The organism is Lactococcus allomyrinae (genome assembly GCF_003627095.1).
GTDB lineage: Bacteria > Bacillota > Bacilli > Lactobacillales > Streptococcaceae > Lactococcus > Lactococcus allomyrinae.
In genome coordinates, this window is the sequence record NZ_CP032627.1 from 1,534,933 (window position 1) to 1,553,913 (window position 18,981).

Below are 18,981 nucleotides of genomic sequence, written 5' to 3' on the forward strand. Positions count from 1 at the left end.
TCTGTTTTTATTGTAGAGTCAATAGCTATATTATCTTTTGGGAGCGGTACCAAAAATACGGTACAATTTTATCTTAATACATACAAAAATAATAAAGATGTAAAAAATCGAGATTCATCAATCGCATTAACTAGCGATTCTGAACCTCGATTATTACAAAATCAAAATTTATTACTTACATTGTTCCGAAGGATAAATTGCGGTACCAGCTATTTTTCTTCCAAAATCATCTCAGATAATACTTCTATTATAAATATTGCTGGAATTTGGCTTGTTAAATCTCCATAAAGATTAATACGACGTTCTTCTACTTTGTAGTTTATAGAGATATTGCTTATTCTTGCTAAAGTACTTTCATCATGGGGTGTAACTGACGCAATCAAAACCTTATCTTTATTTTTTACATGCTGCAATACCTCAAGTAGTTCCCCCGTTTCTCCAGAAATTGAAAAAACAATAATTAAACTATCTTGTGATTCTATGAGACGAGAATCCAAAGGATAGGTCATATCTGTCAATGCTGAAGCATTGAGGTTTAACGTCGCAAACCTGCGAGTTGCATATCGGCAAATATTCCCTGATGCGCCAAGACCAAAAAAGATAATACTATCAGCTTTTATCATCATTTCTGATAATTGACGACATTTTCCTATTAGTTCTGTGGGATAGTGACTTGCTGACAATAGACGAAACATATCACTGTCAGCAGTTGATTTCATTTGCTGATTTTCAACAAACTCTTGAAAATTATAATACGAATCGTAACCTAGTTTACGAATCAGTCTCATAACACTAGATGAGCCAGCATGAGCCTCTAACGCGATATCTCTGACATGCATATAGGGAATTTTTTCAAAATTATCACGTAAATAATTATAGATTGATTTCTCAGTCTCCGTTAATTTTTTAAAATCTACTTTCCCTAAAAATGCCATTTTTTATTACTCCTTTATATCTGCGTTACAAAAACTAACAACGAATTGACACCTTCCTCGCAAAAACGCTACCAATCTTCTCGTCCTGCTCTTTATTAGCGGCTTGTGATTGATGGGATAACTAGCAGCTGCAATCAGCATTCCGACGAAGCGGGTGATAATTCTCTCAATTGATAAATTGATTATACCAAAAAAACGCTTACAGTTCTTTGTTATTGTAAAATTTTCGCAAGTTTTCTAAACTAGTGCAATCTATCCATCATTTTCTTCAAAGATGAAATGGAACGCGGATAATTTTGGGGTGAGTAAGTTTACAGACTATATCTATCTCATAAGCCTAATGAATCTGATTGTATAGCTCCAAACATTATTTTAGAAAACTCTCACATTTTACAATAAAAAAATTGCCACGGTGCAACTTCATACAAAAGCGATGAAGTTTACCATGACAAATTTTAACTTAGCAACCGTCACCCCTATAAGGTGGCGGGATAAGCAGCGCTAAGCTCTGCTTTCGTTCTACTAACAGCTGTGTAGGAAAAGAATTCCCCACAACTGAAGTAATCACTTTAATTTTTAAGGTTTGATACGATTAATCATTCGTGGGAATGGAATTGCTTCACGGATATGTTCTGTCCCTGCTGCAAAAGTAACCATTCGCTCAAGTCCAAGTCCAAAGCCTGCGTGAGGTACTGAACCAAATTTACGAAGCTCCAAGTACCATTCGTAGTCTGCTGGATTTAGACCAAAGTCAGCAATTTTCTGAAGCAACAAATCATAATCTGTCTCACGCTCAGAACCACCGATAATCTCTCCATAACCTTCTGGTGCAAGCAAGTCGGCACAGAGGACACGCTCAGGATTACCAGGTACTGGACGCATATAAAAGGCCTTAAAGCTTGCTGGATAATTAATCACAAAGGTTGGGACACCGTAAAAGTTTGACAACCAAGTTTCATGTGGAGAGCCAAAATCATCGCCATGCTCTACGTGTTCATAGTCTGTATCTTCATCGTGTTCGTGTACTTGTAACAAATCTATTGCATCATCGTAAGATACTCTCATAAATGGCGTATCAATATATTTTTGTAAAAGACTGGTATCACGTTCAAGTGTTTCTAACGCATAAGCTGCATTATCCAAAACACCTTGTAACAAAGCTTTGACATAAGCTTCTTGAATATCCAAAGATTCATCATGTGTCACAAAAGGATACTCAGCATCCATCATCCAAAACTCCGTTAAGTGACGACGAGTTTTAGATTTTTCTGCACGGAAAACAGGGCCAAAGTCAAAAACGCGACCAAGTGCCATGGCACCAGCTTCAAGATAAAGTTGTCCAGATTGACTTAAAAATGCAGGATTGCCAAAATAGTCCGTTTCAAAAAGTTCTGTCGTATTTTCAGCCGCATTACCTGAAAGAATCGGAGAGTCAAACTTAATAAAACCATTTTTCGCAAAGAAATCATAGCTGGCATAGATAATGGCATTGCGGATTTGCATAATTGCCATTTGACGTTTTGAACGCAACCAAAGATGACGATTATCTAATAAAAACTCAACCCCATGCTCTTTTGGCGTGATTGGATAATCTTGTGAAGCTCCTATAACTTCAAGATCAGTCACATCCAGTTCATAGCCAAATTTTGAGCGTGCATCTTCTTTAACTATACCTGTCACATAAACAGAAGTTTCTTGGGATAAGTGTTTGATTGCATCAAACTTGGCAACTCCAATTTCTTCGCCATATTTTTCAATCATATTTGGCTTGAAGACGACCGCTTGGAAAAACGCTGTCCCGTCGCGCAATTGGAGAAATTGAAGTTTCCCTTTACCAGATTTGTCAGCGACCCAAGCGCCGATTTTTACTGTTTCACCGACGTGTTTTTTCACATCAATGATTGAAATTAAGTCTTTCATAAATAAGTCCTTCTATAATTTTTGATTGATTCTAACGTGTAATAAAAATAGTGTACTAATGCACCAAAGGATAAAATTGTCAGAATAAGCTTTGTGATAAATTGGGGAACAATCAAGGCAAATATTCCGACAATAATCGCAAATCCAAGTACAATAAGCGTCCTGAAAATACCTTGAATCCAAAATATTCTCTTACTTTTCCCTTGTTTTGTCGCTCCAAACAAAGTTTGAATGATAATGTCTCCAAATAAATCAGCGAACAACTCAGCCATTAGTATAATTCCTCTTCCGAGAATTTTTCTAACCAAATTTCTTTTAGAATTTTTAAATCCTCTTTAAATGCTTTATCACTTTGAAGTTCGTCTTTTTTGAGTTCTTCTAAAACTTCGAATTCAAAATCTCCATTTTTTGCATCTTTTTCAATAGCATAAGGTAAGCCATTCCCCGTTTTTCTTGCAAACTCAAAACGATTTTTTGCACCCCCTAAATCGGGTGCAATATCAATATATTTTTTACCTGTACTTAGGTTTTTGTAGGCTACAATGCCGCCAATTTTCTCTGCGAGCTTGTAAGATTTTTTTGCTTCATTTTTATCAAGCATCCATCCACTCCTTAATTCGCTTTACTGCTTCTTCTAGAGTTTCTAAGTCTGTCGAATAGCTCAAACGAACATTTTCTTTAGCACCAAAGCCAGCACCTGTTACCAGAGCAACGCCTGCTTCTTCAAGAATTGCTGTAGTAAACTCAGTCACATCATTATAGCCTTTAATTTTCATCGCCTCTAGCACTTTAGGGAAGAGATAGAACGCTCCATTTGGTTTAACGACTTCAAAACCAGAAATTTCTGCAAGTTTTGGATAAATCACATTTAGTCGTTCTTCAAAAGCAGCGTGCATTTTCTTAAAATCCTCATCTGCTCCAGAAAAAGCTTCGATAGCTGCATATTGCGCAACGGCTGTAGGATTGGACGTCGTTTGACTTGCAATTTTAGTCATTGCACTGATAATTTCTGAATCTCCAACAGCAACACCAATTCGCCAGCCCGTCATCGCATAGGTTTTCGATGCTCCGTTGATGACCATCGTACGCTCCCGAATTTCATCCGAAAGGCTAGATATAGCTGTAAATTTCGCACCATTATAAACTAATTGATGGTAGATATCATCTGCTAAAATCAATAAATCATTTGCAACTGCCCATTCTCCAATATGTTTTAACTCTTCTTTTGAGTAAACCATTCCTGTCGGATTGGATGGAGAGTTAAGTAGCAAAATTTTAGTTTTATTCGTTTTGGCAGCTTCTAACTGCTCAACTGTGACTTTAAAATGGTTCTCTTGTTGAGCCTTTACAATGATAGGCTTACCTCCCGCCATTTTAACTTGGTCTACATAGGAAACCCAATAAGGTGCAGGGATAATCACTTCATCATCAGGGTCAAGCGTTGCCATAAAATAGGTATAAAGAGCAAATTTTGCTCCAGTGGTAATCAAAATCTCTTGTTTGTCAATTTCATAACCATAAAATCTCTGCCAATAACCTTGCACCGCAGCTTTAAGTTCAGGTAAACCTCCTGCTTGTGTATAAAAACTCGCTTTGCCATTTTCTATTGCAGCAATTGCTGCGTTTCCAATTTTTTTAGGTGTTGGAAAATCAGGCTGACCTAGTGTAAGGTCTATAATATCTTTGCCTTGAGTTTTTAATTCCTTTGCACGATTTGCTGCTGCTAGGGTTACAGACTCATCCATTTTTAATACAAAATCAGAACATTTTTTCATAATTCCTCCGATAATTTATCTTTTATTCTCAAAAACAAAACACAAATAACCTAATCTATAAGAGCTTTTCCTGATTTAAAATCATACACTTTGAAGCCATTACTATTATTTACTTCCCAAGCTGGCTTATTTTTATAAAGTGCAAGCACGACAGACTTTGTATTCTTTGTTGTTAAGGTTGATGGAGAGACGCCTTCATTGAGATTCACAACGGTTATCGTACCCGCTTTTTTGGGTATTAGAACACCAATCTCTTTGTTATCTTTATCGATTCCGACAATGGAATAGGTCGTTGTATCTGTCGTTGCGATGTCAAATGCTTCGGGAGTCTTTAAATCGGTTTTTTTCTTGGCAATTGTAATAGCCTGTGCTCGCATTGAATGATAAGGATTCATACTTTTCCAAAAGAAAAGAGCGGTGGCAAGATAAATCGCTAAGATTACTGTCAATACCCCTATAATAATCTGCGAATGACGAGTCATTTTTCGATTTTTCATGTATTTTTTCCCTCAAAATCCAATCTGTCAGTGCTGATAGATAGATTTGTCAAAACAAGTGCGTGCTAACACCTCTACCTCATAGATAGGGGATGAAGCAGCACTATCTCCGCTCTACTACGTTGTCCATTCTCGCTATAGTGCTACGTGCTTCGCGCACCGTTCTACGAACGGCCTACGCAACTTAGTTGCTCCTCTGTCCGTTTGCTCAACTGTTAAAGCAGCAAGATCAAAAGGCAAAGTAGCTAGTCGGAATGGCTACCCTTGAATTTCGTCCGACTGCCCTAGTGCATTAGTGCTTTAGCACTTAGGCTTCTAGGACAAGGTGACCTCATATCAAAGATGTTAAGCAGACTGTTCGTACAGGTCGCTTAATTGTTACACCTAGAGGTTGCACCTTAAATCCAGCGGTAAGTTGAAACTTCCCACTGAATAAGTCTTGACTTCATTTTTGTTCAACTATTTTTTATTATATCAAAAATTTTCTGATTTCGCTGATAGCATCGTGTAAGCCAAGCTTTTTGACTGGTAGCGCTTCTGACAAATTTTTACGCATTTTTTTTGCATAAGATTTTCCTGATAAACGCTTGTCAAGAACTATAATACTAGAATACTGATTTTTTCTACGATTGACTCTTCCCAACGCTTGTCGTAGTTTTAGTGTTGCCATTGGAACATTAAAATCATAAAAAGGATTCTCAAATTTTGCAGCATATTTTTTTGTCAAAATATCATCTGGTGTTGCGAAAGGAAGTCTTGGAATGACTAACAGCGAGCGGTTTTGTTTATCAAAATCCACTCCTTCCCAAAATGAACCCAAGCCAAGTAAAATTTTACTTTCACCTTTATCAAATTTTTTCTTGAGTTGTGCAGGTGTGCCATTGATTTCTTGAGCCAAAATATTAAAACCGTCTGCAGACAGTTTTTCTGCCACAAAAGTCAATGAAATTTTGGAAGTAAAGAGGACAATGATAGGCAAATTAAGCGTTGCAAGCTCTGCAATAACATCGGCCGTATAATTTGAGTAATCAACAACACTAGTATTCTTGACATTGGGGCCGTCAATAAGTGCAAATAATTCTTGATTTTTTGCTTGTTCCCCATCAATCTTGAAGAAACGATAGTCATCAAATCCTAATAAATCAGGAAAGGACGGCTTATCTTTTGACAGCGATAAGGTTGCTCCGAGCATAAATAGCTTTGTTTCTTTTGGGATAAGCTTACTGAAGTTATAAAAATCTTGTTTACTTGCAAAAATTTTGTCATTTTTGCGCCAAATAATGCTATTTGGTACTGACAGAATTTCTGTCAGTGCTGACAGCTTTAATTCTTCTGCATCTATTTTTATTTTTTCTAAATTTAGCTCTTTTTTATTGAGTTGAAAGACAAGACTTTCTTCTAGGCGTTTAATCAACTGTGGATTTTCTGAATTTTCAATGTCTATCTTGACGAGTTCATCAGTAATTTTGACAGATTGTTGACCAGCATTTTCCATAATCGGAAAAAGTTGCTGCGCCTCATCAACAACTAGAATACGATGTTCAAGAAAGTTTTCCGGATAATCAGCAAGACGCTCAACAAGATAGGCATGATTGACAACTTCAACTTGGGAAACTTTTGCTTTTTCTTGTGCTCGTAACCAGAAATCTTGCTCATAATGAAATTGCTTGGTATTAATAGATCCATCATGACTGATTGCAGCAAAATATTCAGCGTTTGTCATAACTTTTGATAGTTCATCAAGCTCTCCTGTTGTCGTTTCAGTGAGCCAGACTAACACTTTCATTTTGAAAATTTCAAAATTTTTCCCATCTGTATTATTGAGCAAGAGTTTTGAGAACTTATCAAGTGAAATATAATTTCTTGTCCCAATAATTTTGGACATTTTTATGCCAAAGGTGTGTTCCAACTTTGGTCCGACATCTCGGAGCAACTGACTTTGTAAAACTTTTGTCGCTGTGGAAATAACTACTTTTTTATCTGCCATGAGTAACGGAAGTAGGTAACCATAAGTTTTTCCCATTCCCGTAGGCGCTTCAATGAAAGTCGCTTGTGGAAATGCCAATTCGGCTTCCATTATTTTTGCCAATTTTGCTTGTTTTTCACGTACTGACAGCTCTAGTTTACTGATATTTTCTGCAAAACTTGCTGACAGATTATTGTCAGCACTGACAGAAGTTTTGTCAGTAAATTTTTTCGTTGCAATATTGTGAACAAGCATTATTTCATCAGAATGTAGCGCTGTCTTGGGCAATTGTTCTTGTAAGAAAAGTTTACTTTCATAAAGCAAGTTGTCTGAATGTCGAAGTAATTCTTCCAAGCTTGCTCTTGGCAATTTTTGAATTTTGATTTCTATTTTTAATAAAAGTTCGGCTGTTGCATACGCATCAGAGAGCGCTGCGTGAGGATGCTCATGAGAAAGATTTAATTTTTCACTTAGACTTTCCAAACCATATTTTTCAAAAGTAGGATAGAAAACACGCGCTAAATCAACAGTATCAATCCGCGGCATCGGAGGAAATTCTAAACCAATATTTAGAAAACTCTTTTCCAAAAGTCCATAATCAAACTTTGCATTATGAGCAACAAAGATACAATCTTCTAAAACTTTTCTCACTTTTGATGCAACTTTTGAAAAATCTGGTGCCAAACTCAAACGTTCATCTGACAACCCTGTCAGCTCACTAATCCTTGGCATAAGCAACTCATGAGGATTGACATCTGTTGCATAAGTTCCAATAATCGCACCATCTTCAACCAGCGCAATCCCAATCTGTATAATCTTATTTTCACTACTATGAGCATCGGTCGCTTCCAGATCCACCACAGCATATCGAGTCATATTTCTCACCCATTTCTTATCTTTTCTTAAAAGTCACTTTTGTCAGCACTGACAGAAGTAATTTTAGAAAATTCACTTTATCAATTATACCACAAACCGATTTTGGAACAGTTTTCTTTTTACAAATTGACAAAATTAGAGTAAAATTAAAATATAAAGAAGAAACAATTAGATTGAGTTTACCTTTCCGTTTTAAATCTTGTTAATCCAAGATTATTTCTCTAGATTAGCTTCCTGACTGTTGTAGCTTGAGTTTTCAATACAACATTTAATGAAACTCTAGTGATGGCGGAGATGAAAGACAGCCTGATATCAAGATTTTTGGACTGTCCTATCAAAGATAGCTCACATTTTGAAAAGGAGTCGCTTATGTTAGATAACTACAAAAAAATTCTCGTCGGACTTGATGGTTCAGTAGAAGCTACCAAAGCTTTTGACAAAGCTGTAGCAACTGCTCTACGTAATGATGCCGAACTCGTCATCGCCAACATCATTGACCTTCGCGCCTTCCAATCCATCTCAGCTTATGACTCCGTAGTCGCTGATGACACGCATAAAGGGGCTGAAAACCTGATTCGTGACTTTGCTGACGATGCCCAAAAAGCAGGCGTTAAGAGTGTAAAAACTCGCGTTGAATTTGGCTCACCAAAAGTAATGCTTGGTCAAACACTTCCAAAAGAGGAAAACATTGATCTTATCGTCCTAGGTGCTACAGGTCTTTCTTACATCGAAAGAATTTTCATTGGTTCTGTTGCCGATTATATTATAAAAAATGCGCCTTGCGACGTCCTTGTTGTTCGTCAATAATCTAATAAAATTTTACTCACTTACAAAAACTCTGTCAGCATACTGACAGAGTTTTTTTCATTAATATCATCACTATTAAAACCTTCATCCTCACAGATTTAGTTACAACGCGTTGATTTTACAAATTCATTTATCCTCCTTGCTCACTGTTTTTATCCGTAATTTTTCTAGCAAAAGTTTATTAATTCCCTTAGGATTCTGAGCTTTGATAATAGCATAAGCATAGCTAAAACCGAATGGTTTGGGAGCATAAGCAATAAAACGCTCCTGCCAATCCGTCGGAGCAAATTTCTTCTTTGCCTGATAAAGCCCTTTAAAACCATAGACACCATTCATATTTTCATAAATAAACTGTAAAAGTTGATTGGTCACAGAATTGTCCTCAGAACCAATATTTGCAAGCGGACATAGCCCCAAATTTCCCCATGTCACACCCTCTGTACGCATTTTAGAAAAAGCTTCAAACATAATAATTTCCATTGTCCCATTTGGTGCATCAGGGAGTCTACGTGTCACATCAGCCATATAAGCTGCTCCACCTTCATAAGGAACAAAAACAACCATTGCAATCAGTTTTCCCTTTGCATCTTTTGCATAAAAATATCGTCTTTTATAAGGACTCTCAAGAGATAAATCTCCTAACATAAAGCCAAGCTCAGCACCTTTTACCTTAAACCACTCTTTCGAGATGTGATTAAGTCCTTGCTCAACCTCCACCTCTCGTTTTACTAACGGTTGATACTCTTCCACAGTAATTCCCAACCGTCTCGCATGATTAATATTTGCTCGCGCCTTGGCTGCCTTCTTTCCCCTCATATCATAATTTTCCAAGCGAATACAAGCATCTTCTCCAATCTTAATCAACCCAAAACCAAAATCTTCGTAAGCGTGCCTGAGTTTCTCAGTAATATCAAGAAAAAGCAATTTCCAGCCATTCTTATGTGCAAAACGGGTAATCTCGCCCATAAACACAACAGCTTCTTCCTCTTTACAAATCATATCTCCACAAACAACCATCACATTATTAACAACCATGTAGGCAACCACACCGTTAATCATCTCACCAAAAAAATAATCCTTATCTTTCTCTAAAGCAAGATAAGCCATCGGATTTTGCCCATACTCATGAACTAAATTTGAAACATGAGCACGCTCGCGCCCATTAACAATTGGGTTGTAAACCAAAGGCTTCAAAATCAAAATAAATGCAATACTTAAAGAAATCCAACTCATAGCAATCAGACTAACAGTATATAAAAAATTCTCATGCTGTATAAAATCAGCCCCATGAGTGTCCATCAAAAGTAAAAAACGCACAGAGTGTTTCAAAGCCAATAAAAAATCAGCTGTCCCAGCATAATCTCTTCTCAAAAAAGTCAAACTCAAAATTGCATTGAACAAAGCCAGTCCAAAAGGAATCAAACTCAAACCAATCGCTCGCCAAGTTTCTCTCCGTTTAGGCACTCTTCTAAAGTCCTTAGCAGTAAATCCTAAAACAAAAAGTATAAATAAAGAGATTAAGGAAGATACGGAAAACAAAGTCCCAGTATAGTAAAGATGCAAAGTAAACAGCATGGACTGCCCAATCATCCCTAAAATCCAAGCAGAACGAACCCTACGATAAAGATTAACAGAAACTAATAACCCCAAAACTCCTACCGTAAAAGCAAGCAGATGATGCGCCATAATCCCATAAGGAGCAATATAATTATAAAAACTTTGTGTCCTAGCTACTCCCAAAGGGTGTAAATGCCAGATATAAAGCCCAGCTACACTCGTAAAACTCATTAAAACCGACAAAAAAATGGCTATATTTTGTAAACTATTTCTTAAACGAAACATAATATTCTCTCTATTACTTAACTTATTATAACTAAACCATTGTAAAAAGTACCAATGGTTTACGGTACTTCGTACCTATTCTAGCGCAAAAAGCACTTTAGGACTACTAACTCACTGCAAAACGACTAACAAAATGAGTAAGACTATTTTAATCTTATCAAAACGAGCGCAAGCACCCTTTTAGTTTTTCACCAAAATATCTCTACCAAAAGCTGCAAGAGCAGCAAATGGATTTAAAGATAAGCTTGCCTAATATAGTTTATCACGAAATAAGAAATATATAAAAACAAAAGAAGCTCGGGCCACATTACCCAAGCTTCTTCGACTTTAGCTCTCGCTAAAGTGAGGGAATTTTTACAATAAACTTGTAAACATTAGTTAAGCTACTTCACCACTATAACCCAATCACTAGTCGTCAAGAAGTTACGACTTCATTATGGGGATGTAAATAATAGAGCAGCATTATATTTAAGTTTTGACCATTTCATAAATGATAACTTAAATATTACTAAATTATAATACTTTTTTCTGACTATTTCAACAATTTAGTATATTCAAATAAACAAAAAAACATCCGCTAGTATTCTAACGGATGTTTATAAGCAAATTATTTTGCAAGTGCAGCTTTAGCAGCATCAGCAAGTGCAGTAAATGCAGCGCTATCTGCGATTGCTAAGTCAGCAAGCATTTTACGGTTCACTTCAATATCAGCCAATTTCAAACCATGCATCAACTTGCTGTATGAAAGACCATTCATACGTGCAGCCGCATTGATACGTGCAATCCAAAGTTTACGGAAGTCGCGTTTCTTTTGACGACGATCGCGGAATGCATAGTAGTAAGAGTTCATAACTTGCTCTTTAGCAGTCTTGAAGAGTTTATGTTTAGCTCCGTAATAACCTTTAGCGAGCTTCAAAATACGTTTACGGCGTTTGCGAGTTGCAACGCTACCTTTAACACGTGCCATGTGTGTTCTCCTTTAATTCTTAGTAGATTTTATATTCTGTCAGAAACGACAAATTTATTTCAAATTTTATGCTCTATGTGATTGTAACAGATAAGTCTACCTCACATATAGTCTTTGACGAAAAGCTATGCCTTTCTAAATTGCTTCATATTGTAGCAAACAATGCTTGCTTAACGCATAGTCGCAATCATACGTTTGATACGTTTGAAGTCTCCTTTAGAAACCATACGTGCTTTACGAAGTTGGCGACGTTGTTTTACAGTCTTACCGTGGAAACGGTGTGATGTATAAGCGCGGAAGCGTTTGAGACCGCCTGAACCTGTACGTTTGAAACGTTTAGCAGACGCACGGTGAGTTTTTTGTTTTGGCATTGTAATTCTCCTTAATTAAATATTGAAAGGTTAACCCTTCTTGATTGGCGCCAATGATATCCTTAACCCTTGTTTAAAAAAGTGTTAAGAATCAGCAAATTTACTATTCTAGCAATACGAGTTATCCTATTTTTTAATAGGAGCAAGTTGCAAGAACATTTGGCGACCATCCATTTTGGCTCTTTGTTCCACTGTTGCAACTTCTTTCGTTGCTTCAGCAAACTTGTCCATAACTTGACGACCCACATCTTGGTGAGTAATCATCCGACCTTTAAATCGGATTGAAACCTTAACTTTATCCCTTTTTCAAGGAACTTAATCGCTTGACGAAGTTTAGTATCAAAGTCGTTTTGGTCAATTACTGGCGATAGACGCACTTCTTTGACATTAACAACGGCTTGCTTTTTCTTTGCTTCTTTTTGCTTTTTCTTTTGCTCAAACATGAATTTTGTATAATCCATAATTTTTGCAACTGGCGGTTCTTGATTTGAAATCAAAACCAAGTCCATGTTAAGATTTTCGGCTTGCATAAGTGCTTCCGCAGTTGGTGTTACACCAAGCTGTTCACCCTCAGCGCCAATGAGACGAACCTCACGAGCACGGATTGCACCGTTCATCATAGGTTTTCTGTTGTCTTGTTTAGCTATGTTCGTTCTCCTTCTAAATAGTATCATTTAAGAAAAACAAAAGCGGAACGATAATCTCGCCCCGCTCATGAAAACATTCGTTTTTGAATAATTCCATTTGTTTGCCCAGTGCGATTTGCTCCTTAGGCGAGAAGCGGGTGCTTCTGCTTTTCAACTCTATTATTCTATCATATTCGTTTGGTTAGTGTCAAGTTACATTAACTTTTTCTTGCCTTTTTGTGATATATTTCTTTTCTTTTTGGAAAATGTTGTCTTCAACAAGAGATTTTTTCCCATATTTTGTATTTTTAATATCAAGTTCCATCATATAAACTGCTTCTTCGAGGAAACTTGCATGTCGTTTTTGTAAATAACCAATTAACTGAGTGACACTATCAATTGAAAGATACTTATCAGCAATCCGTAAAGAAACAAGTGGAGGATGATTGAGCAGGTTTATTGATTTTTCATCAATTCTTGATAACTCTTGTTTGTATTCTTTTTGTCCCAAAGTAATCATCTGTGCTTCTCCAAATTTCTTCCACCAAATCATCCCTAAAATATAAACTAAGCTTTCAATTAGAAGAATGATTATCAGTAAAATCATTGGCACACTCCACATCCTACTAAATAGTATTGTAAATACCATAATAAGAGGAATCAAAAGCAAACTTGCTAACTTACCAAAATTTGATTTATACTGTGTTCTATTCTGAATTGTTTGATTAAGATTTTCTCTTTTTGTATTGTTTTCTTCAAGCGCTTTGAGAGCATCTAATACGCTGTAACAGTAGTTTAAATCATCATATTTTGTGTCTTCCACTAGAATTGGCATTGTTTCCTCCTTTCTTTACAATTTTATATTTTTTCAAAATTTGGGAAACTTTAGGGTTTTGGGTCTTCTTGACGAATGAGTTGAGCTAACGTTTTAATCATTCCATTTGGATTTTTATAACCGTGTTTAAAGTAAAAATCGCTAAATTCAACATCTTCAATTGCAAGATTTTGTTGAATTGCTAATGAGATAAGGTCAGCATAAATTGCGATTCCTTCAGCAGTTCCTTCAACTTGAACTCCTAAAATTTTATGTGTCTTTCTTTCATAAACTAACCAAATATTAGTATATTCATCCGAGTTAAGAAAATCATTTCGATAATGAACCATGCCACATTCAAGACCTTCTGCTTCGGCATTCTTTTTGTTTAAACCTGTTGCACATAATGTTCGACCATCCAGATTCATACTATAGGTTCCTTCTGAAGGAATAATTTTTTGTTTTGGTCCTGCCAGATTAATTGCTGCAATTCCACCTTGACGAATTGCTTCACTTGCGTGAGGAAGGTAACGTCGTCCCTTGACACGATTAACTTTTGATGTGGCACAATCTCCAACGGCAAAGACATCCTGATGACTCGTCTGCATATAATCGTCAACTTCTATCGCTCCCATATCACCAAGTTCAACTTGATTGGCAAGAAGAAATGAGTTGGGTCGAAAACCAACGGAATAAATGATTGCATCTGCTTCAAATTTTTCGTAATGGTCTGTATAAAGGTTTAGAGCTGTTCCAGTTTCTTTATTTTCTTCTTCACGAATGTCTACTGGAAATGTCGATAGTTGGATATCGATTCCTTCTGACTGCATTAAAGCTTCAATGTTTCTAGCCGCAGGCTCATCCAAATATTTATCAAGTAAATAACTATGCGCTTGAATGAGAGTAATCTTTATCCCATGTGAAGCTAAAATACGTGAAAGCTCAACACCAATGAAACCTCCGCCAACTACAATTATTCGTTTAGCTGTTTCAAATAAATATCTAATTCGCTTGGCATCTTCAATATTTTTCACAACAATTAAGCGTTCTTTAAATTCACCACTAAACATTGGTAACAACGGATAAGAGCCTGTTGCTAAGACAAGCTTATCATAAGTCGCAGTCTCTACGTTATTGCTTCCTTTTTGTGTAAAAAATATTTGTTTAGTAAGTGTATCAATATTTCGTACGACAGACTGTGCTTTAACTTGAATTCCTTGTGCTTCTAATTCTTTTATAGTGGTATAACCACCATTTTTTAGAATATCATTGTGCCCCATCAAGTAGAGCGGAATACTTTGTGAGATAAAGCTTATTTCTTTTTGTTTTTCATAAATTGTAATTTGTGCATCAGGAAATTCTTCTTTCGCCCTTCTAGCACAGGCAATCCCTGCATGAGAACCCCCGATAATAATCACTTTCATTTTTCTCATTCCTTTCTTTTGGTTCTCTGCGATAAAAGTTCAAACATTTTCTACCTAGGTTACTAGCTTGAAGGGACTATTCAGCCCCTTTGCATTTATTCGCCATCGTGCTGTTGTGCTTCACTTTTTTCTTTTTTATCTTTTTCTTCTTTTTTACGCCGTGCCGCTAGCAAAAGCGCTGATGCAGTGAGAAGACCGCCTACTCCCACAAGATTTCCTGATTTATCTCCCGTTTGAGGGAGTTGATTTGCCCCCTCATTAGAGGTTGGTATTATTTTTGTGGGTACTTTTGTGGTGGTTTCTGCGTGTTCTGCCTGCAATTTTGTTTTTGGAACCTTGACTGTTGGCACTATCATTCCTGTCGGTGGGACAGTTGTATTTACCTGTGGTACTACAACTTTAGGAATTGATGGCGTCGTATCTGTAGAGTTAGGGTTTTCTGATGGGATTGTTGTGGATTTATCATCATCTGGTGAAGGTGTTGTGTCCGTGGGAGGAATATCTACAGGAGATGAGGGTGTTTCTGGAGTTGTTGGAGTAGCTCCATCACTGCCATCTGGTAAAGTTGTTGGGGTTTGATTTGGCTCACTAGATGTTGAATTTGGTGATGTGGGAGGTGTTGTTATTTCTGAAGAATCAGTTGGAGTGGAATTATCAGAATTATTATTTGGTGCTGTGTTTGTTACTGAGGGATTGATATAAGCAAAGTCTGCTCCGAGATTATAGTCTTCAAAACCATCTGTGTTTTTTACGACAATCATAAAATCAACTGCTGTTGTTCCATCTGAATTCGTCAGATATCCCGCATATTGCACTCCATTTACTGTGATTGGTGATGCAACATAGTTAGTATAAGGAGTTCCATCAACAGAGATATTAGCTTCTTGAACTACTGCTTGAAAATTGTTAGCCGTGACATTTCCATCAGAAGTAGTAACAGCTGAGTTTCCTGTAATTTTATGACCGTCATAAGTATCTGACCAAATCGAATTCCAGCTTGCTAATCCTGCATTTACTGAAGTCAAAGAATTATTTGCTCCACCGCCACCTACTCCTACACCACGCTGAGTACCACTATAATTATTTGGAATATTTGTCTTACTGACAGTGGGGATATTACTGACAGAATCCTCCGTTGTTACTGACAAAGGCATCACAGTGCTGACAGCCTGTTGTGAGTTTTTCATGTTTTCAATTGGTACAGTGGTTGTTTCATCTTTAACGTAATCAATCTTGTATTGTTGAATAGCTTGGTCAACAATTCCAAAATTCATCGTACTATCAAAACGGTCAGAAATGTTTGTTCCCGTCAGTGAAATTTCTGTTCCATCTGCTGAAGTTAATACGGCGTGATAAGTGTTTCCGTTGTTATCTGTTACTTTCGGCTCTAAATCGCTGAACACGAATACTTTACCTGTATTTCCTGTCGCAAACTGATAAGTTTGACTACCATCTGGATGATTAATCGTCAAATGCGCTTCTTGATAACTTGCTGACAGCGTAATCACAAAGTTATTATCTCCGCTGACAAAGCTAGGATGAGCTGTCAGTGCTGTTTTTAATGCTGTATTTCCAGTGAATACTTCTCCTTCAGGTGTTGTGACAGATGACACAAAGTAACCTGTTGGAATGCTGACGGTTGGCATTTGAATCATTGCCTGTGATGTTCCATCTTGCACAACTGTCGCTAGCTGTGGAAGTTCATCAGCCACCGTGGAATCATAACTAAAATCAAAAGATGCTTTTTGAGGTATTAAGTCATAAGTGACAGTGTGTGCTTGATTCTTGTCAGTATGCTCAGATTTGATTACTGTTGAGAAAACACCATCTACCTTGCTTGTATAACCGTCAAGCTGAGGAATAACGACTTCTGGAAAATCAAGACCTGTAAAGCTATGATGTGTAGCTTGATACACTTCACCGTTGGGTAATTGATAAGTGGTTTCTTGCTGTCTTGGATTTCCTTCATAGAAAATATTGACCTCATTTTGAGCGATATCACTGGTTACTTTTCGAATTTCTTCTCGATGGCTAACTTCGTGATAACCTGCAATTTTTGGAGTAGTGTAGTGATTAGTTTCATGAGTATTTGTTTCCGCTCCGATATAGAAAACTTGTCCAAGTTTGCCGTTAATTATCGTTGGCTCAGCAAGTGAAAAACCTGTCGCTTGATCAAGATAATGAACTAGAATCGGTGCTGCTTTCTTACTTGCAATAAAACTACTTTGTGAAAAATCAAAACTTAATGATTGATGCTGACCGCTTATTGCCCCTACAAATCCAAAATAGGTTTGCGCAGGAACTTTCAAATTCGCATGAGTGACTGTCTTACCACCAACTGTTACAGTAAGAGAACCTGTGATAATATCATCGTTAAATTGCATCATTGGGTTCCAGCCCACTGTCATTGCACTTACACCATCAACACTTACAGGAAGCTCTACTTTAGGATTGATGCCAACATCTGACTGTCCTGTTTCTAGCAAAGTTCCTTTTGAATCCGTTGTTAATACTTCCAAAACATGATGATATTCATCTGATGACCACCCAGCAAAAATAGAATAAGGTAACCCTTCAATACCAAGCGCTCTCGAAGTTTGCTCCGTTAATGATTGAGTTGGTGTAAAAGTCACCCCTAGATAGTTGCTTCGAGAGGAAGGTGTTGTTCCTAGTCCGTTTAAATGCGCACCAAATTTAAAAGGACGACTCATATCAAGTGGGAAATGATACTGAGCAACTGCCTGTTGTTCCCCTTGTTCTCCTGTCATCACTAATTTATCACCACTAAGTCTTGGTGTAGGCGTTTTTTCTGCTGGATTTGTTTCTGAAGCTTCTGTGCTTTGATTCAAATTAGTTTCAGATTGAGTGTTCTCTGTTTGAGAGGAAGCATTTTCTGCTGATGCTTCATTGATGAACCCATCAGGGTTACTTACAGAATAATCATCTACTGACGAAACATTTGATGTTGCTGACAGCTGTTCAGGTGTTGTATTGTCAGAAGTCGTAGCCACTGATGGCAATGCTTGCGAACTTGCTGTCAGTGATAAATTGATAAATGCAAAATTAGCACCAAGATTATAGTTCGTAAAGCCATCTGTTGCTTTGACAACGATGACAAAATCATCACCAACCGTACCAGTTGCCGTTGTCAAATATCCAGCATATTGCACACCATTGACCATAATCGGCGAAGCAATATAATTTGTATAAGCTACTCTATCAACAGAAATATTAGCTTGCATAAGTACAGACTGAAAATTATCACTCGTCACATTACTGTCAGAAGTTGTCACTGCTGAATTTCCACTCATTGCGTAACCATCATAAGTGTCTGACCAAGTTGAATTCCAACTTGCCAAGCCTGCATCGGTAGATTTCAGAGTAGCGTTTGCACCTCCACCCCCAATTCCTATGCCACGTTGAGTACCACTATAAGCACTCGGAAGTGTAACAGCACTGACAGTATTTGTACTCACTGACGAAAGTTCTGAATCTGTCGCAGGAGCCTGTTCTTTAACAGTCTCACTTTCGGTACTATCCTCTGCCATATTTCCTACATTCATAGTACTGTCAGTACTGACAGAAGAATCTTCACCCTTGTCAGCAGAAGTTGCCACGGTTTGTTCCTGAGCTGTACCATGAAGCGCTGAGTTTTGGTTAGAATGAGCCATTCCTTGAGCAGATGCATGAGACTGAGCATTCGTATTTGTATTACTTTTAGAGGCTTGTTGGACGGCAGGAGCTGTAGTTTCTTTCTGCCCTACTGTACCCGATGTAGTTGAATAACTCCACTGACTCCCATCCGTCAAATCTGATGACAATGTATCAGAAACTAAGTTTGAGCTATTACCCACTTGCTGGCCAGCATACAGTTGACTTGATATCATATCTGCTGAAGCTACAATCGGACGCAGCGCCATTGGCGCAATATTTTGAACTACTGCGCCAGCTCCTAAAACAGTTGCGCTCAAAAGCAATCCACTCCCTACTTTTGCTGCAGCATGATTTTTGACTTGATTAATTATCTCCTGTTGATTTTGCTCTTTTTCACTCATCATTAGCGCTCTCCCTTTCTCTCAACCGCTTTCTTATCTTTATTCTACACTAACTCTATAAGTATTCCAAAAGTTACAACTTTACATCTTATAAAATTCATATTCA

The 18,981-nt window shown here is 37.3% G+C and carries 14 protein-coding genes, 1 pseudogene and 1 other annotated feature; of the genes and pseudogenes, 1 reads left to right on the top strand and 14 read right to left on the bottom strand.

Annotated features, from left to right (window positions below):
* Positions 1-209: 209 nt before the first annotated feature.
* From D7I46_RS07100 to D7I46_RS07130, 7 genes are all read right to left on the bottom strand, one after another.
* Positions 210-935 carry a MurR/RpiR family transcriptional regulator gene (locus D7I46_RS07100; protein WP_120772265.1) on the bottom strand — a complete coding sequence of 242 codons (726 nt, stop codon included), beginning with the start codon at positions 933-935 and terminating at the stop codon, positions 210-212.
* Between the two features lie 576 nt (positions 936-1,511).
* On the bottom strand, positions 1,512-2,855 hold the full coding sequence (gene asnS / locus D7I46_RS07105; RefSeq protein ID WP_120772266.1) for an asparagine--tRNA ligase: 1,344 nt from the start codon (positions 2,853-2,855) through the stop codon (positions 1,512-1,514).
* A complete protein-coding gene (locus tag D7I46_RS07110) occupies positions 2,852-3,127 on the bottom strand; it encodes a hypothetical protein (protein ID WP_120772267.1) in 276 nt (91 codons plus the stop codon). Before D7I46_RS07110 ends, asnS begins: the two co-directional genes overlap by 4 nt.
* A complete protein-coding gene (locus D7I46_RS07115) occupies positions 3,127-3,456 on the bottom strand; it encodes a GIY-YIG nuclease family protein (RefSeq protein ID WP_120772268.1) in 330 nt (109 codons plus the stop codon). Before D7I46_RS07115 ends, D7I46_RS07110 begins: the two co-directional genes overlap by 1 nt.
* Positions 3,449-4,630 (bottom strand): pyridoxal phosphate-dependent aminotransferase, encoded by a 1,182-nt coding sequence (locus D7I46_RS07120; protein WP_120772269.1) that lies wholly within the window; start codon positions 4,628-4,630, stop codon positions 3,449-3,451. The genes D7I46_RS07115 and D7I46_RS07120 overlap by 8 nt, the downstream gene beginning before the upstream one ends.
* Positions 4,631-4,680: 50 nt before the next feature.
* Positions 4,681-5,127: a cell wall elongation regulator TseB-like domain-containing protein gene (locus D7I46_RS07125; RefSeq protein ID WP_120772270.1), complete on the bottom strand. Its 447-nt coding sequence runs from the start codon at positions 5,125-5,127 to the stop codon at positions 4,681-4,683.
* 469 nt (positions 5,128-5,596) lie between these two features.
* Positions 5,597-7,969, bottom strand: a complete 2,373-nt coding sequence (locus tag D7I46_RS07130) for a helicase C-terminal domain-containing protein (protein ID WP_162930852.1) — start codon at positions 7,967-7,969, stop codon at positions 5,597-5,599.
* A 369-nt stretch (positions 7,970-8,338) separates the two neighbouring features.
* On the opposite strand from D7I46_RS07130, the gene D7I46_RS07135 reads away from it, so the two are divergent.
* On the top strand, positions 8,339-8,776 hold the full coding sequence (locus D7I46_RS07135) for a universal stress protein (protein WP_120772272.1): 438 nt from the start codon (positions 8,339-8,341) through the stop codon (positions 8,774-8,776).
* A 126-nt stretch (positions 8,777-8,902) separates the two neighbouring features.
* Here the strand turns inward: D7I46_RS07135 and D7I46_RS07140 are convergent, their stop codons facing one another.
* From D7I46_RS07140 to D7I46_RS07170, 7 genes and pseudogenes are all read right to left on the bottom strand, one after another.
* Positions 8,903-10,618, bottom strand: coding sequence for a bifunctional lysylphosphatidylglycerol flippase/synthetase MprF (locus D7I46_RS07140; protein WP_120772273.1), 1,716 nt, complete (start codon positions 10,616-10,618; stop codon positions 8,903-8,905).
* Positions 10,619-11,225: 607 nt separating this feature from the next.
* Entirely contained in the window at positions 11,226-11,585 is a 360-nt protein-coding gene (rplT, locus tag D7I46_RS07145; RefSeq protein WP_120772274.1) for a 50S ribosomal protein L20, read from the bottom strand.
* A gap of 170 nt (positions 11,586-11,755) precedes the next feature.
* Positions 11,756-11,956: a 50S ribosomal protein L35 gene (rpmI, locus tag D7I46_RS07150; RefSeq protein WP_120772275.1), complete on the bottom strand. Its 201-nt coding sequence runs from the start codon at positions 11,954-11,956 to the stop codon at positions 11,756-11,758.
* 126 nt (positions 11,957-12,082) lie between these two features.
* Positions 12,083-12,630, bottom strand: a pseudogene (infC, locus tag D7I46_RS07155) (translation initiation factor IF-3).
* 1 nt (position 12,631) lies between these two features.
* Positions 12,632-12,758 (bottom strand) — a sequence feature (ribosomal protein L20 leader region).
* A 32-nt stretch (positions 12,759-12,790) separates the two neighbouring features.
* On the bottom strand, positions 12,791-13,417 hold the full coding sequence (locus tag D7I46_RS07160; RefSeq protein ID WP_120772276.1) for a hypothetical protein: 627 nt from the start codon (positions 13,415-13,417) through the stop codon (positions 12,791-12,793).
* 50 nt (positions 13,418-13,467) lie between these two features.
* Entirely contained in the window at positions 13,468-14,820 is a 1,353-nt protein-coding gene (locus D7I46_RS07165; RefSeq protein WP_162930853.1) for an FAD-dependent oxidoreductase, read from the bottom strand.
* Between the two features lie 95 nt (positions 14,821-14,915).
* Entirely contained in the window at positions 14,916-18,878 is a 3,963-nt protein-coding gene (locus tag D7I46_RS07170) for an LPXTG cell wall anchor domain-containing protein (RefSeq protein ID WP_120772278.1), read from the bottom strand.
* Positions 18,879-18,981: the final 103 nt, after the last annotated feature.

What these genes read in the sequence shown, in the direction of transcription:
- D7I46_RS07100 (WP_120772265.1), bottom strand. Translation starts at nt 935, where the DNA reads ATGGCATTTTTAGGGAAAGTAGATTTTAAAAAATTAACGGAGACTGAG.
- asnS (WP_120772266.1), bottom strand. Translation starts at nt 2,855, where the DNA reads ATGAAAGACTTAATTTCAATCATTGATGTGAAAAAACACGTCGGTGAA.
- D7I46_RS07110 (WP_120772267.1), bottom strand. Translation starts at nt 3,127, where the DNA reads ATGGCTGAGTTGTTCGCTGATTTATTTGGAGACATTATCATTCAAACT.
- D7I46_RS07115 (WP_120772268.1), bottom strand. Translation starts at nt 3,456, where the DNA reads ATGCTTGATAAAAATGAAGCAAAAAAATCTTACAAGCTCGCAGAGAAA.
- D7I46_RS07120 (WP_120772269.1), bottom strand. Translation starts at nt 4,630, where the DNA reads ATGAAAAAATGTTCTGATTTTGTATTAAAAATGGATGAGTCTGTAACC.
- D7I46_RS07125 (WP_120772270.1), bottom strand. Translation starts at nt 5,127, where the DNA reads ATGAAAAATCGAAAAATGACTCGTCATTCGCAGATTATTATAGGGGTA.
- D7I46_RS07130 (WP_162930852.1), bottom strand. Translation starts at nt 7,969, where the DNA reads ATGACTCGATATGCTGTGGTGGATCTGGAAGCGACCGATGCTCATAGT.
- D7I46_RS07135 (WP_120772272.1), top strand. Translation starts at nt 8,339, where the DNA reads ATGTTAGATAACTACAAAAAAATTCTCGTCGGACTTGATGGTTCAGTA.
- D7I46_RS07140 (WP_120772273.1), bottom strand. Translation starts at nt 10,618, where the DNA reads ATGTTTCGTTTAAGAAATAGTTTACAAAATATAGCCATTTTTTTGTCG.
- rplT (WP_120772274.1), bottom strand. Translation starts at nt 11,585, where the DNA reads ATGGCACGTGTTAAAGGTAGCGTTGCAACTCGCAAACGCCGTAAACGT.
- rpmI (WP_120772275.1), bottom strand. Translation starts at nt 11,956, where the DNA reads ATGCCAAAACAAAAAACTCACCGTGCGTCTGCTAAACGTTTCAAACGT.
- D7I46_RS07160 (WP_120772276.1), bottom strand. Translation starts at nt 13,417, where the DNA reads ATGCCAATTCTAGTGGAAGACACAAAATATGATGATTTAAACTACTGT.
- D7I46_RS07165 (WP_162930853.1), bottom strand. Translation starts at nt 14,820, where the DNA reads ATGAAAGTGATTATTATCGGGGGTTCTCATGCAGGGATTGCCTGTGCT.
- D7I46_RS07170 (WP_120772278.1), bottom strand. Translation starts at nt 18,878, where the DNA reads ATGATGAGTGAAAAAGAGCAAAATCAACAGGAGATAATTAATCAAGTC.